Annotated in this window: 11 protein-coding genes and 2 tRNA genes; 11 read left to right on the forward strand and 2 right to left on the reverse strand. The window is 63.2% G+C overall.

Going from position 1 to position 14,990, the window contains the following annotated elements; all coding sequences use genetic code 11:
- The 9 genes from PCS43_RS27730 to PCS43_RS27770 all read left to right on the forward strand — a co-directional run bounded on the left by PCS43_RS27730 (nt 1) and on the right by PCS43_RS27770 (nt 12,072).
- Nucleotides 1–924, forward strand: coding sequence for an alpha/beta fold hydrolase (locus PCS43_RS27730; protein WP_047272671.1), 924 nt, complete (start codon nt 1–3; stop codon nt 922–924).
- A gap of 197 nt (nt 925–1,121) precedes the next feature.
- Nucleotides 1,122–3,158 (forward strand): DNA topoisomerase (ATP-hydrolyzing) subunit B, encoded by a 2,037-nt coding sequence (gene gyrB / locus PCS43_RS27735; RefSeq protein ID WP_003942515.1) that lies wholly within the window; start codon nt 1,122–1,124, stop codon nt 3,156–3,158.
- Nucleotides 3,159–3,244: 86 nt separating this feature from the next.
- A complete protein-coding gene (gyrA, locus tag PCS43_RS27740) occupies nt 3,245–5,776 on the forward strand; it encodes a DNA gyrase subunit A (RefSeq protein WP_047272672.1) in 2,532 nt (843 codons plus the stop codon).
- Nucleotides 5,776–7,170 (forward strand): DUF3566 domain-containing protein, encoded by a 1,395-nt coding sequence (locus tag PCS43_RS27745; protein ID WP_209910670.1) that lies wholly within the window; start codon nt 5,776–5,778, stop codon nt 7,168–7,170. Before gyrA ends, PCS43_RS27745 begins: the two co-directional genes overlap by 1 nt.
- A 75-nt stretch (nt 7,171–7,245) precedes the next feature.
- Nucleotides 7,246–7,319, forward strand: a tRNA-Ile gene (locus PCS43_RS27750).
- Nucleotides 7,320–7,495: 176 nt separating this feature from the next.
- Nucleotides 7,496–7,568 (forward strand) — tRNA-Ala (locus PCS43_RS27755).
- A 262-nt stretch (nt 7,569–7,830) separates the two neighbouring features.
- The gene (locus tag PCS43_RS27760; protein ID WP_007729184.1) at nt 7,831–8,940 is read left to right on the forward strand and encodes a baeRF11 domain-containing protein; all 1,110 of its coding nucleotides are present in this window, start codon (nt 7,831–7,833) and stop codon (nt 8,938–8,940) included.
- Between the two features lie 62 nt (nt 8,941–9,002).
- Nucleotides 9,003–10,667 carry an alpha/beta hydrolase gene (locus PCS43_RS27765; protein ID WP_007729186.1) on the forward strand — a complete coding sequence of 555 codons (1,665 nt, stop codon included), beginning with the start codon at nt 9,003–9,005 and terminating at the stop codon, nt 10,665–10,667.
- A 127-nt stretch (nt 10,668–10,794) separates the two neighbouring features.
- Nucleotides 10,795–12,072 carry a lipase family protein gene (locus tag PCS43_RS27770; protein WP_209910673.1) on the forward strand — a complete coding sequence of 426 codons (1,278 nt, stop codon included), beginning with the start codon at nt 10,795–10,797 and terminating at the stop codon, nt 12,070–12,072.
- 57 nt (nt 12,073–12,129) lie between these two features.
- Here PCS43_RS27770 and PCS43_RS27775 read toward each other — a convergent pair whose 3' ends face one another.
- Complete coding sequence (locus PCS43_RS27775) at nt 12,130–12,582, reverse strand: hypothetical protein (RefSeq protein WP_231782744.1); 453 nt, start codon at nt 12,580–12,582, stop codon at nt 12,130–12,132.
- Nucleotides 12,583–12,672: 90 nt separating this feature from the next.
- On the opposite strand from PCS43_RS27775, the gene PCS43_RS27780 reads away from it, so the two are divergent.
- Nucleotides 12,673–13,200 (forward strand): peptidylprolyl isomerase, encoded by a 528-nt coding sequence (locus tag PCS43_RS27780; RefSeq protein WP_007729190.1) that lies wholly within the window; start codon nt 12,673–12,675, stop codon nt 13,198–13,200.
- A 17-nt stretch (nt 13,201–13,217) separates the two neighbouring features.
- Nucleotides 13,218–14,162, forward strand: a complete 945-nt coding sequence (locus PCS43_RS27785) for a rhomboid family intramembrane serine protease (protein WP_209910677.1) — start codon at nt 13,218–13,220, stop codon at nt 14,160–14,162.
- A gap of 31 nt (nt 14,163–14,193) precedes the next feature.
- Here PCS43_RS27785 and PCS43_RS27790 read toward each other — a convergent pair whose 3' ends face one another.
- Nucleotides 14,194–14,721, reverse strand: a complete 528-nt coding sequence (locus PCS43_RS27790; RefSeq protein WP_209910681.1) for a lipoprotein LpqH — start codon at nt 14,719–14,721, stop codon at nt 14,194–14,196.
- Nucleotides 14,722–14,990 lie beyond the last annotated feature (269 nt).

Genomic DNA, 14,990 nt, shown 5'->3' on the forward strand with positions numbered 1-14,990 from the left:
ATGTCGAAGCACTCTCCTGTCCATGCCGTGACCGCGCGTCGCGTGACCAACGGTTCCGTCAGCCTGGCCGTGTTCGAGCAGGGCAAGGCAGACGGCGAGACCATCGTCCTGGTGCATGGTTGGCCCGACACCCATGAATTGTGGAACCGCATCGTGCCTTTGCTGGCAGACGACTTCCGCGTCGTCAGCTACGACAGCCGCGGGGCCGGTGAGAGCACAATCCCCTCGAGGGTGCAGGACTACCAACTGAGCGCACTGGCCGGCGATCTTTTTGCCGTCATCGACGCGGTCAGCCCGGGCAAGCCGGTGCACGTCCTCGCGCACGACTGGGGATCCGTCGAAACGTGGGAAGCGGTCTGCGAGCCGGGTGCCGAAGAGAAGATCGCGTCGTTCTCGTCCATCTCGGGCCCCAATCTCGATCATCTCGGCATGTGGATCCGGGCGAGCGCGTCCAAGCGTCGTTTCCTCGGCCCGGCGGCGCAGGGAATTGCGTCGGCCTACACCGTTCTGTTCCAGATTCCCGGCCTGTGCACCCTTCCGTTGCGTCTGTGGTTCTCCAAGCACTGGCCGGCATTTCTGGGCTTCTTCGACGGTCTGGACCCCCGTGTGGTCAACACCGCGCCCACCATCGCCGACGACATGGTGAACGGACTCAAGCTTTATCGCGCGAACATCCGGCCGTCTCTCGGCAAGCCGCGGGATCGGTACACGGACGTGCCTGTTCAGCTCATTCTGAACAAGTACGACAAAGCCGTTCGTCCGGTGGGATACGAAGACACCGAAAAATGGGTCTCCGACCTGCAGCGACGCGAAATTGCCGCGGGACACTGGTCGCCGTTTTCACATCCGGGCGAAGTTGCCGAACATGCGCGGGCATTTATCGCGAGCCTGAGAGAGCGTCGCTCGGAGAAGCAAAGTTCCTAGCGTTTCACCTTCCGGGGATCGTAAAAATTCGTCTGCGGCGCAGCCAGGGGTGTCATTGGCCGCTTCTAGTCGGTGCTTACCAGTAAGATGGTCAACGGTAACTAGCGGCAACATTCTCGAACCCGCTCCGACGACACCCGCAAGGGCTTGCTGACGGCTGCGCTCGAGTATTGACGGAGAAGGAGAGCTACCCACCCGTGGCTGCCCAGAAGTCAGATACAAGCACTTCCAGCAAGGACTACAACGCGTCGTCCATCACCGTCCTCGAAGGACTCGAGGCGGTACGTAAGCGTCCAGGCATGTACATCGGTTCCACCGGTGAACGCGGCCTGCACCACCTCATTTGGGAGGTCGTCGACAACTCGGTCGACGAGGCGATGGCCGGACACGCCACCAAGGTCGAGGTCACCCTCCTCGAAGACGGCGGAATCCGCGTCATCGACGACGGCCGTGGCATCCCGGTCGGCATGCACGCCTCCGGAGTTCCCACCGTCGAGGTCGTGCTGACCCAGCTGCACGCCGGCGGCAAGTTCGACTCCGACTCCTACGCCGTCTCCGGTGGTCTGCACGGCGTCGGTATCTCGGTGGTCAACGCGCTCTCCACCCGGCTCGACGTCGACATCAAGGTCGACGGCTACCGGTGGCAGCAGACGTACACCGATTCCAAGCCGGGAGAGCTCGTACAGGGCGACCCGACGAAGGAGACCGGCACCACCGTCAGTTTCTGGGCCGATCCCGAGATCTTCGAGACCACCCGCTACAACTTCGAGACCGTTGCGCGTCGTCTGCAGGAAATGGCCTTCCTCAACAAGGGCCTGACCATCACGCTGACCGACGAGCGCGCCGAGGTCATCGACGACGAAGCTGCCGAGGTGGCCGAGGCTCCCAAGTCTGCTGCCGAAGAAGCCGAAGAAGCTGCTCAGGCAGCGCCGCGTAAGTCCAAGACCCGTATCTACCACTACCCCGGTGGACTCGAGGACTACGTCCGGCACATCAACAAGAGCAAGACCCCGATCCACAACTCGGTCGTCGGATTCACCGCCAAGGGCACCGGCCACGAGCTCGAGGTCGCAATGCAGTGGAACTCCGGCTACTCGGAGTCGGTGCACACCTTCGCCAACACGATCAACACCCACGAGGGTGGTACCCACGAAGAGGGCTTCCGCGCCGCACTGACCGCAACGGTCAACAAGTACGCGCTCGAAAAGAAGCTGCTCAAGGACAAAGATCCCAAGCTCACCGGTGACGACATCCGTGAAGGACTTGCGGCCATCATCTCGGTGAAGGTCGGTGAACCCCAGTTCGAGGGTCAGACCAAGACCAAGCTCGGCAATACCGAGGTCAAGTCCTTCGTGCAGAAGGCGTGCAACGAGCACCTCGCGCACTGGTTCGAGGCGAACCCGGCCGACGCGAAAACCATTGTGAACAAGGCTGTTTCGTCGGCGCAGGCCCGCGTCGCCGCACGTAAGGCGCGTGAGCTGGTCCGTCGTAAGAGCGCGACCGACCTCGGTGGCCTGCCAGGCAAGCTCGCCGATTGCCGCTCCAACGATCCGGAGAAGTCCGAGATCTACATCGTGGAGGGCGACTCCGCAGGCGGCTCGGCCAAGTCCGGCCGAGACTCGATGTACCAGGCGATCCTCCCGCTTCGCGGAAAGATCATCAACGTCGAGAAGGCGCGTATCGATCGCGTCCTCAAGAACACCGAAGTCCAGTCGATCATCACCGCGTTCGGCACGGGCATCCACGACGAGTTCGACATCGCCAAGCTGCGCTATCACAAGATCGTGCTCATGGCCGACGCCGACGTCGACGGTCAGCACATCGCAACGCTGCTGCTCACGCTGCTGTTCCGCTTCATGCGGCCGCTCGTCGAGCACGGCAAGGTCTACCTCGCGCAGCCGCCGCTGTACAAGCTCAAGTGGCAGAAGGGTGCGCAGCCGGAATTCGCGTACTCCGACCGCGAGCGCGACGCGATGGTCAAGGCCGGCCTCGAGTCCGGCAAGAAGATCAACAAGGACGACGGCATCCAGCGCTACAAAGGCCTCGGCGAGATGAACGCCAAGGAGCTGTGGGAAACCACGATGGACCCGACGGTGCGCGTTCTGCGTCTCGTCACGCTCGACGACGCGGCTGCTGCCGACGAGCTGTTCAGCGTGCTGATGGGCGAAGACGTCGAAGCACGACGCAGCTTCATCACCCGCAATGCCCGGGACGTTCGTTTCCTCGACGTGTAGGCCTGCGGCCCTGTGAGCGGTTGAGGAGTCCCCGGACTCCTTTTCCGCGCACAGGGGCTTGCCCCCTCTTTTAAGAAAGTGAGCTCATGACCGACACCACGTTGCCACCGGACGGTCCGCAACACGACCGGATCGAACCGGTCGACATCCAGCAGGAAATGCAGAACAGCTACATCGACTACGCCATGAGCGTCATCGTCGGTCGCGCTCTGCCGGATGTCCGCGACGGACTCAAGCCGGTGCACCGCCGCGTGCTCTACGCGATGTACGACAACGGATATCGCCCCGACCGCGGATACGTGAAGTCTGCCCGACCGGTCGCCGAGACCATGGGTAACTACCACCCCCACGGCGACTCCTCGATCTACGACACGTTGGTCCGTATGGCCCAGCCGTGGTCGCTGCGTTACCCGCTCGTCGACGGTCAGGGAAACTTCGGATCCCGCGGCAACGACGGCGCAGCCGCCATGCGTTACACCGAGTGCAGGCTCACGCCGCTCGCGATGGAAATGCTGCGCGAAATCGACCACGAGACAGTCGATTTCACCCCGAACTACGACGGCAAGACGCAGGAACCGACGGTTCTGCCCAGCCGTATCCCGAACCTGCTGATCAACGGTTCCAACGGCATCGCCGTCGGTATGGCCACCAACATTCCGCCGCACAACCTGCGTGAAGTTGCCGAGGCCATCTACTGGGCGCTCGACAACTTCGAAGCGGACGAGGAAGCCACCCTCGCGGCCGTCATGGAGCGCATCAAGGGACCCGACTTCCCCACGCACGGGCTCATCGTCGGTGGACAGGGCATCCAGGACGCCTACACCACCGGCCGTGGCTCCGTTCGTATGCGCGGCGTCGTCGAGATCGAAGAAGATGCCAAGGGCCGCACCACGATCGTCATCACCGAGCTGCCCTACCAGGTCAACCCGGACAACCTGATCACCTCCATCGCGGAGCAGGTTCGTGACGCCAAGATCGGTGGCATCTCCGACATCCACGACGAGTCCTCGGACCGCGTCGGCATGCGCATCGTCGTCACCGTCAAGCGTGACGCCGTTGCCAAGGTCGTGCTGAACAACCTTTACAAGCACACCCAGCTGCAGACCAGCTTCGGCTGCAACATGCTCTCCATCGTCGACGGAGTGCCGCGCACGCTGCGCCTCGACCAGATGATCCGTCTGTACACGGCGCATCAGCTCGAGGTCATCGTTCGTCGTACCAGGTACCTGCTTCGCAAGGCACAGGAGCGCGCCCACATCCTGCGCGGTCTGGTCAAGGCCCTCGACGCTCTGGACGAGGTCATCGCCTTGATCCGTGCGTCGCAGACCGTCGACATCGCTCGCGCCGGATTGATGGAACTCCTCGACGTCGACGAGATCCAGGCCGACGCCATCCTCGGCATGCAGCTGCGTCGTCTGGCCGCCCTCGAGCGTCAGAAGATCGTCGACGAGTTGGCCGAGATCGAACTCGAAATCGCGGACCTCGAAGACATTCTGGCTCGCCCGGAGCGTCAGCGCGCGATCGTTCGTGACGAGCTCAAGGAAATCGTCGACAAGTACGGCGACGACCGTCGTACCCGCATCATCGCCGCCGACGGAGACGTCAACGACGAGGATCTGATCGCCCGCGAAGACGTCGTCGTCACGATCACCGAGACCGGTTACGCCAAGCGCACCAAGACCGACCTGTACCGCTCGCAGAAGCGCGGCGGCAAGGGTGTTCAGGGTGCCGGCCTCAAGCAGGACGACATCGTCTCGCACTTCTTCGTCACGTCGACGCACGACTGGCTGCTGTTCTTCACCACGAAGGGCCGCGTCTACCGCGCCAAGGCTTACGAACTGCCCGAGGCGAGCCGTACCGCTCGCGGTCAGCACGTTGCCAACCTGCTGGCCTTCCAGCCGGACGAGCGCATTCAGTCCGTCATCCAGATCAAGACGTACGAAGACGCGCCCTACCTGGTGCTCGCCACTCGCAACGGTCTGGTCAAGAAGTCCAAGCTCACCGACTTCGACTCCAACCGCAGCGGTGGCATCGTCGCCATCAACCTGCGCGGTGAAGACGAACTGGTCGGCGCTGTCCTCTGCTCCGCCGAAGACGACCTCCTTCTCGTCTCGGCACAGGGCCAGTCGATCCGCTTCTCGGCCACCGACGAGGCACTGCGTCCGATGGGCCGCGCCACTTCCGGTGTCCAGGGCATGCGTTTCAACGGTGACGACGAGCTGCTCTCGCTCAACGTCGTTCGTGAAGGAACGTTCCTCCTGGTCGCCACCTCGGGCGGTTACTCCAAGCGAACCGGCATGGAGGACTACCCGGTGCAGGGTCGCGGCGGCAAGGGCGTGCTCACGATTCAGTACGACAAGAAACGTGGCACTCTGGTCGGTGCGCTCATCGTCGACGACGACGACGAGCTGTACGCGATCACCTCGGGCGGCGGCGTCATCAGGACGGCTGCCAAGCAGGTTCGTAAGGCGGGACGCCAGACCAAGGGCGTGCGTCTGATGAACCTCGGCGAAGGCGACACACTGCTCGCGATTGCGCGCAACGCCGACGAGCCCGAAGAGCTCGCTGCAGAGACCACCGACAACGCAGACAATGCCGATGGAGCTAAGGAGTCCTAGTGAGCACTCCCAACCAGCCGGGCAGTGACCAGAAGAGCGAAAGCACTTCAGGTTCGACGCCACCGAAGCCGGAGCAGGCAACTGCTCCGGCGGGGCCGCAGACCTCGAAACCTGCAGCTCCAGCGGACGGCGGACCCAAAGCTTCCGAGGCAGCTCCGGCGCCCAAGGCGCCGGAGCCGCCTCGCGGCCCGTCGGCTCAGAAGCCGGCGGGTGGGGCTTCCGACGCCGCGGGTGCGGCCAAGGGTCAAGCTCCTTCCGCTCCTTCAGTGGCTCCGGCTGCGCCGGTAACTCCGGCAAAGGGTGACGGTCAGGCTCCGCCGCAACCGGTTGCCAATCAGGCTCGTGGCAGCCAGGCGCCGCCGTGGCAACGCGGACCCCAGCCGTCGGGTCAGCCGCAGGGGCAGCCAGCTCAGAACCCCGCTGCTCAGAACCCGGCGTCCAAGGCCCCGGCGTCGAAGGCCCAGCCACCGCAGAATCAGGCTCCGCAAAGTCAGCCGCAGACCAACATCACGCGCCCAGCCGGCGCTGGTGCTCCTGCGGGTCGACCGGCAGCTCCTGCCGGGGGTAAGCCGCCTGCGGGTCCGCAGCGTCCTGCAGCGGCCGGCCCGGCGCAGGGTGGTCCGGTGCAGGGTGGTCCGGCCAAAAACCCCGCGCAGGGTGGTGCGCCGAAGGGACAGCCACAGGCGGGTCGCCCCGCTGCCGGTGCACAGACGGGTCGTCCTGCCGGCAACCCGTCGGCACGTCCCGTCGTGACAGGAACGGCGGCTGCCGCAGCTTCCGGTGGCGTCGCCGGCGCGGCAGCAGCCAAGGCTGTTGCACCCTCGGGCGCAAATCCCAAGGCTGCAAACGCCACGGTCGCCAATCCCACGGTCGCTAATCCGAAAGCAAAAGCCGCCGCGATCGACGGGCCGACTCGGCACATCGATCGCAAGGATCTACCGAAGGACATGCCTGACCTCTCCGAGGCCAAGCATCCGTTGCCTGCTGCGGTGAAGGGTGAGAAAACTCACGCCGTATCGGCTTCGGTCGTGGACGGTGCGCCACTGCGCGCAACGGTCCAGATCCGTCGTATCGACCCGTGGTCCACGCTCAAGATCACATCCGTGATCTCGGTGTCGCTGTTCTTCGTGTGGATGGTGGCCGTCGGACTGCTCTACGTCGTTCTCGACGGCATGGGCGTCTGGGATCGCCTGAACAACGCGTTCACCGACATCGTTGCCGATGGCGGCTCCGACGGTCTGGTGACGGCCGGCCAGGTGTTCGGCTACGCCGCGCTGATCGGCATCGCGAACATGGTGCTTTTCACGGCACTCGTCACGATCGGATCGTTCATCTACAACCTCTGCAGCGACCTGGTTGGCGGCGTAGAGGTAACTCTCGCCGACCGCGACTGACCTGCGAAAACATTGCTCCGCCGGGCCCGTTTTGGTGTCAGCGGCCCGGTGGGGTAATCTTTGGAATCGGTTCAGGGGCCTATAGCTCAGGTGGTTAGAGCGCTTTACTGATAATGAAGAGGTCGGAGGTTCAAGTCCTCCTAGGCCCACTCCCATGTGCCGAAGAAGGGTTGCTGGAATGAAGGTTTTCCTGCTTGTCGGGGCCGGAATTCTGGTAGCTCTCGGGGTCACCAAGCTGATCAAAAGTCAGCGCGGAGACAAGGTTTGGCACGATTTGGAAACAGGATAGAACCTAGGTACTCTGACTCCGGTCAGAAAACCGAACGGGGCCTTAGCTCAGTTGGTAGAGCGCTGCCTTTGCAAGGCAGATGTCAGGAGTTCGAATCTCCTAGGCTCCACAGTAAGAAAACACCCTCCCGGGATCCGGGAGGGTGTTTTTGTATGCCGATGTCCGACCAGCCGGTGCCCGACTCGTGGCCTCCCCTTCTTGAGCGAACGGTACTTTCGGCGCACTGAAGGCGATGAACATGCCGTTCGCTCGGAGTGGGGTGGCCGGAACCGCGCCCACTATGGACCGTTCGTCCCGAATTCTCCGGAAAGTCTAGTGGTCATAACCAGCCGGACGTAGTTTGAGGAGAACCCAATTTCAGGAGGTTCGTAGTGCTTCACAACGACATTCCCAGCCACGGTGAAATTGCCGCACTCGCGGAGGTGGAGGGGCCCACCTGCATCACCATCGTGACTCCGACTGAAGATGCGCCGCAGGATCATGACAAAGCGCGCATCGCCTTCAAGGACCAGGTCCGCTCGGCACTCGCATCGGTGGAGGATCCGGCCGAGCGCAAGCAGTTCGAGGCCGAATACGCAGAGCTCGACGACGACGACGATTTCTGGCGCTTCCAGTCGCGCTCATTGGTCACGTACGCGACGCCGGAGCGTCTGGTGACCTTCCGCCTCCCCAATCGTCTGCAGGCGCTCGAAACGGTCAGCGATCGGTTTCATCTCAAGCCGCTGCTCCGTTCGGTGACGTTCCCCCAGACGGCGTTTGTTCTCGCTCTGGCAGAGGGTTCGGTGCGACTGATCGAGATCGCTGCCGATCAGCCGGCCGACGAGGTCCGTGTTCAGGGAATGCCGAAGAATGCTGCGGATCACGCGGGCAAGTCGTCGATCAACAGCCGTACCGAAGCGGGTCGGTTGTCGGGGTCGGACAGCCGAAAGTTGCGCGTCAATCAGTACGCCCGCGCAGTCGATCACGAGGTCCGCGGTGTGCTCGCCGGCCGTGACGTCCCCTTGATTCTGGCCGCTGCGGAACCCATCGCGTCGGTGTATCGCTCCGTGAATTCGTACCGCCACCTGGTCGACAAAACCGTCGAGGGAAACCCGGAAGCCTTGTCGACGCAGGAAGTGGCGGACGGTTCGCGTCCGGCGCTCGACGACTTCCATGCCGAGCAGCTGGCGGCGGTGCGGGACACCTTCAATGTGCGCACGGAACAGGGACGCACTCAGACGGACGTCGCCGACGTGGCAACAGCCGCGACGTACGGACAGGTCGACACCGTTTTCATCGACATCGATTCCGTCGTACCCGGAAGTCTCGATCCCCAGACGGGCGCTCTCACGACCGGTGAGTCGACCAACGGAAGCACCTACGGGGTCGTTGACGAGATCGCTCGTCGTGCGCTCCTGACGGGTGCGCGGGTGCTCGCTGTTCGCGCGGAGGACATTCCGGGCGGCGGCGCAGTTGCCGCGATTTTGCGCTTCGCCCCGTAAACAGACTGGACGCGTGTGCGCCTCGTGACCTGATTCGGGCACGGGGCGCATACGATTCCGGCATGAAACGTGTGTGGGAACGGCTGCGCCTCTATTGCAAGACGCTGCACCCGGTCGGGCTTGCCTTTGCTCTGGTCTTCTTCACCTGGTCGATGAGTCCGTCCCTGTTGCCGCGCGCGTGGTACCTGCAGGGCGTTGCGACGGGCATCTCGCTCGCCATGGGATACGGCGTCGGCGTGACGGTTGCCTGGATGATCCGCAAGTGCGGCGTCGAACCGCAGTGGTCGGATCGCACCAAGAAGATCGGCTGGCGAATCCTGTTGGTCGCGGCCGTCATTCTGGTGCCGACGTTCTTGGTCCTCGGTTCGTGGTGGCAGCAGATCGTTCGCGATCTCGTGGAAGCTCCACGCACCAATCAAGCGAATTATCTTCTGGTGCTGATGATTTCGCTCGGAATCTGGTTCATCCTGCTCGAGGCAGGCCGTGGTCTTCGGTTCACCACCAACAAGCTCACCGCCGTCGCACTACGGTTCGTTCCCCTCGAGGCGGCGAAGGTCGGCAGCTTGATCGTCATCTTCGCCCTCGGCATCTTCATCGTGAACGGTGCGCTGTACAACGGGCTGATCGCCTTCGCGAACTGGAGTTTCTCCGGTGCGGATCACGAAACACCGGACGGCATCGAACAGCCCATGATTGCAGAGCGCAGCGGTTCGCCGATGTCCGCCGAGGCTTGGGATTCTCTCGGCCAGGAGGGGCGCACCTTCATGGGTAGCGGTCCCACCGCAGCCGAGATCTCTGCATTGACCGGACGTGAAGCGAAGCAACCGATCCGGGTGTATGCCGGACGTGAATCCTCGGACTCGATCAACGGTGTCGCACAGCGGGTCGTCGACGAGTTGGAGCGCACCGGCGGATTCGACCGCGGAACTCTCGCAGTTGTCACGACCACCGGTCGCGGTTGGGTGAACGAGGACGTCGCGTCGGCGTTCGAGTACGTCGAGGGCGGGGACACGGCGATCGCGTCGATGCAGTACTCGTTCCTTCCGAGTCCGTTGGCCTTCATCGCCGACCGTGAGACGCCGATGATCGCCGGCCGCGCGCTGTTCAACGCGGTCTACGCCAAGTGGATCGACTTGCCCGTTGAGACGCGACCCGAACTGGTTGTCTTCGGTGAGAGCCTCGGCTCCTACGGTGGTCAGGCAGCATTTGCCGGCGCCCAGGACATGATGACGCGCGTCGACGGCGCACTGTGGGTCGGAACTCCCAACTTCACTGCCCAATGGCAGGAAATCACGGACAGTCGTGACTCGGGCTCACCGGAGATTCTGCCGGTGATCGACGGTGGCCAGGCAATTCGGTTTGCCGGTGATCCGGAAGATCTGGAGCTGAAGTCGGATTGGGACGACGATCGCATCGTGTACTGGCAGCACGCCAGCGACCCGATCACGTGGTGGTCCTTCGACCTGCTGCTCAACAAGCCGGATTGGCTCAAGGAACCGCTGGGTCGCGACGTGGATCCGGGAATGACGTGGGTTCCTCTCGTGACCTTCTGGCAGGTAACCCTCGACATGGTCTTCTCGGCTGACGTCCCGTCCGGGCACGGTCACAATTACGGCGAGGATGCAGCGGACATGTGGGCCAAGATCCTGCACCCCGAGGCCTGGACCTCGGCTGATACCGACAAGCTTCGTGCGCTGCTGACCACCAATCTGGAGCCCACGAAGTAGTCGTAAACGGTTGTAATTCAGCCTGTTAAGGCGAAAACCTCACGAAAAAGTGTTACGTGAGGTATGTGTTACTCTGCGTTCGCTGTGTGCCAAGCCACAGCGCAAGCGAACGTGGGGAGATCGAAACGTGAAGAGCAGAGCATGGTGGGCGGCAGGGGTCTCCGTCGCGGCACTGGTCATGGGTGCTGTGACGGCCCCTGCCGCAACGGCGGAGCCGGCAGATTTTTACACGCCGCCGGCCGAGCTTCCGGCAGGTGCCAACGGAGATCTCATCAAGAGTGAGCCGTCACCACTGCTGCTGAGCGTGCCCGGATCGAACGGTGCGTGGCCGGCAACCGCCACCAAGATCATGTACCGAAGCGAGGACGCCAAGGGCGCCCCCGTTGCCGTGACGGGCACCTATCTCGAACCGTCGAACCCGTGGACCGGGCAGGGGGCGCGTCCACTGGTTGCCGCAGCGGTGGGAACGCACGGACAGGGCGATCAGTGCGCACCGTCCAAGCTGTTCAACACCGGCATCGAGTACCAGTTCCCGACGGACGTCATGGTCGGCTACGAGTCCATCTGGGTGAACACGTTGCTGCTCAACGGCATTGCCGTCGTAGTCACCGATTACGAGGGCCTCGGGACTCCGGGCGATCACACCTACGTCAACCGTGAAGCCGAAGCACACGCGGTTCTGGACTCGGTGCGAGCCGCTCAGCAACTCCCGAACACGAGCATTCCCGCCGACGGCCCCGTCGGACTGTGGGGTTACTCGCAAGGTGGTGGAGCTGCCGCTGCCGCAACGGAATTGAAGCCGTCGTATGCTCCCGAGCTTGATCTCAAGGGCACGTACGCAGGTGCACCGCCCGCCGATCTGGCGGCGACGCTGCAGCAGGTCGACGGCACGTTCCTCACCGGAGTGATCGGATACGCGCTCAACGGGATCCTTGCCCAGTACCCCGAGGTTCAGCCGCTGCTCGACGCCGAGATCAACGATCGCGGCCGACAGATGTTGGCCGCCACCAAGAACCAGTGCGTCGCCGAAAGTGGATTGCAGTTCGGCTTCCAGCAGTCGTCGAGCTTCACCAATTCCGGTGAATCACTCTCCGCAGTTCTGGCGCGTCTACCCATGGCGCAGGCAATCCTCGACGAGCAGAAGATCGGCAAGCTGACGCCGGAGTCGCCCGTGCTCATTCAGCATGGCCGCTCCGACGACATCGTTCCGTTCGGCCAGGGACAGCAACTGGCGCGAGACTGGTGCGGCAAGGGCGCGACGGTGCAGTTCTCCGTCAACGAACTGCCCCCGATCATTCCGGGACTGGCAATCAATCACGCGACGCCGTACCTGGTGGGTACCCCCGAATCCATCGGATACATGATCGATCGCTTCAACAACGTCCCGGCACCGTCCAACTGCTGAACGTGAACATCGAAAAGCCCCGGAACACAATCTGTTCCGGGGCTTTTCGTATCTCGACTAAGCGGTCTTCTCGGCCGAGTTCTCCTCGAGGCGAGGGGGTGCGGAAGCGACCGGCGGATGCTCGCGTCGGCGGCTCTTGAAGAACACCGCGCCACCGATCACCGCAACACCGGCGATGACGAACACGGCGACGCGCTTGCGGCCGCGAGGCTTCTCGGTGCGTTCCGTGGATTTCGTGGGGATGGCCTTTGCGCGCTCGACGCCCTTCTTGGCGAGGACTTTGCCCTGACGACCCAGGAACAACCCGACCTGCCCAGCGCCGCGAGCGACCGACGTGGCGACCACCGCAGCGATGCGGCGAGCGTTGTCGGCTGCCTCGGACTCTTTGATGCGAGCCGCTGTCTCTTCGAGGTAGGCGGCAGTCTCGTCGAAGGTGTCCTCGACGCGGGCGCGCGCGTGATCGAAGGTGTCGGGCAACTGCGTGCTGAGGGACTCGGTCACTCGTGTCATGACTTCACTGTGCCATAACAGTGAGGCGGGGACAGGGAGAGTTTTGCGGGGCGACATCCGCGAGAACGCCGGCAATGGCACGATGGTGGTGTGACTTCAACTCATCAGACCGCAACCGCAACGCTGCACACGAACCGCGGCGACATCAAGATCGCTCTGTTCGGCAACCATGCGCCGAAGACCGTCGAAAACTTCGTCGGCCTCGCCGACGGCTCGAAGGAGTACACCACCGCAAACGCCGCCGGCACCAAGACCGGCCCGTTCTACGACGGTGCCATCTTCCACCGCGTCATCGACGGCTTCATGATCCAGGGTGGCGACCCCACCGGAACCGGCACCGGCGGCCCGGGCTACAAGTTCGGTGACGAGTTCCACCCGGAACTGCAGTTCGACCGTTCCTACCTGCTGGCCATGGCCAACGCAGGCCCGGGAACCAACGGCTCGCAGTTCTTCATCACCACCGGCCCGACGCCGCACCTGAACCGTCGCCACACCATCTTCGGTGAGGTTCTCGACGACGATTCCAAGAAGGTTGTCGACGCTATCTCCTCCACCGCCGTCGATCGTGGCGATCGTCCGGTCGAGCCCGTCGTGATCAACAGCATCACCATCTCCTGAACAGGTAAAACAAGCAGATGACGAACCCCGGTTGGGGCGGCGGTGCGAGTGAGGGCATCCCGCCCCAACCGCGGTGCGTCCGCCATCCAGATCGACCTACCGCACTTTCCTGCAATCGTTGTGGACGACCGGCGTGCCCGGACTGTCTCCGCGAGGCGGCGGTGGGATACCAATGTGTTGACTGTGTAGCTGCCGGTCAGCGTGACGTCCGCCCCGTTCGGGGCGTCGCCGGAAACACCGTGAGCCCCACCCGTGCGGTCCCGGTCGTGACGTACACCTTGATGGGGCTCAACGTCCTGGCGTTCCTCGCCACCTTCGCGCAGTCGCGAAGCATCATGAACAATCAGGTCGGCTCGTCGATCTTCGCGAACTGGGCACTCAATCCGGGTCTGGTCGCCAGCGGTGACTGGTTCCGGCTCATCGGCTCCGGGTTCTTGCACTTCGGCATCTTGCACCTCGCGGTCAACATGTACGCCCTCTACATCCTGGGGCGCGACACCGAAATCGTGATGGGCCGCTCCCGGTACGTCGGCATCTACCTGGTTTCGCTCCTCGGCGGTTCCGCCTCGGTGATGGCGTTCCAGCCGGTGTTCTCCTCGCTCACGGCCCTGTCCTGGACCGCTGGAGCGTCGGGTGCAATCTTCGGCATCATGGGCGCACAGGCCGTCCTTCTATTGCGTTTGCGTCGAAGCCCGGTCCCGATCATCTCGGTGATCGCGATCAATGTGATCATCAGCATTTCGCTGCCCGGGATCTCGTTCTGGGGTCACGCGGGAGGTCTGGTGGCAGGTGCCGCAACGGCCGCTGCATTCCTGTACGCCCCACAGTGGTTGGGCGCCGGTGAGAACCGCGTGAAAGCAGTGCGGATCGGCTGGATCGCTTTTGGTGCCGTCACCGTGGTGACAATCGGAGTCATCGTGCTCCGCGTCGTTCAACTGCGCGAACAGTTGGGAATCAGCTAGCAAGAATCCTAGGGCCCAGCCGTTCTACGGATCAGCCGCCGATGATGGATTCGCAGGCGAACGTAATCTCGAAGCTCGACGTCTCCGTCGGGTTGCCCTTGTCCCGGGCGCCGATTCCCTCGCCCGTCACCACGAAGGTATTGCCGTTCTGCTTGGCACTGGCAGATCCGCCGGGCAGTCCCGGTGCGTATCCGGCGGTGTACGGCAGACCGTTCGATCCACCCTCGCTTCCGGCGATTCCAGCAGTCTGAACCGTGCCGGATTCATCGACGATGGCCGAGACGGTCAACATGCCGTAGGTGGGATTTTCCGCGTCGAGCAGTGTCATAACTGTCGTGCCGCCGTCCTTTGCGCACTTCGTCTCGAATTTGGCGTCGAGTGTCTTCCCGCCGACGGTGGCCGAGGATGTAGCGGACGAGGCGCCGGCAGCGCTCTTGTCGGAGTCGGTCTTGTCGGAGTCGCTGCCGCAGGCGGAGGCGAATAGAGCGACCGCCGCGATGGAGGCAGCGACTGCGGTGGAGGACCGGCGGGTCATCGTGGTCCGAACCATCTTCGTCATGTTCTGTCCTTCAAGTCACGCGGTGCGTCCGCACTTGCTCTGGCTGTTTCGCCGACAACACTAGCCAGTGACTTGGTGCTCGTAGCTCTAAACCCCCAGCTCAGACGGGTTTGTCGGCTTCGACTGTTCAGGGACGTTCGTCGGGCGGCCCGGGATCATCTGTCGGATCTTTGGGAGCAATCGCACATGCAGAGACGGCTTCTGTAGAGATTGTCCACATAGGTTGGGCTCGGTCGTGCTTCTACTGTGGCTTGAGTCACTTCGTAGAT

The organism is Rhodococcus sp. C-2, assembly GCF_027854095.1.
Lineage (GTDB): Bacteria > Actinomycetota > Actinomycetes > Mycobacteriales > Mycobacteriaceae > Rhodococcus_F > Rhodococcus_F qingshengii.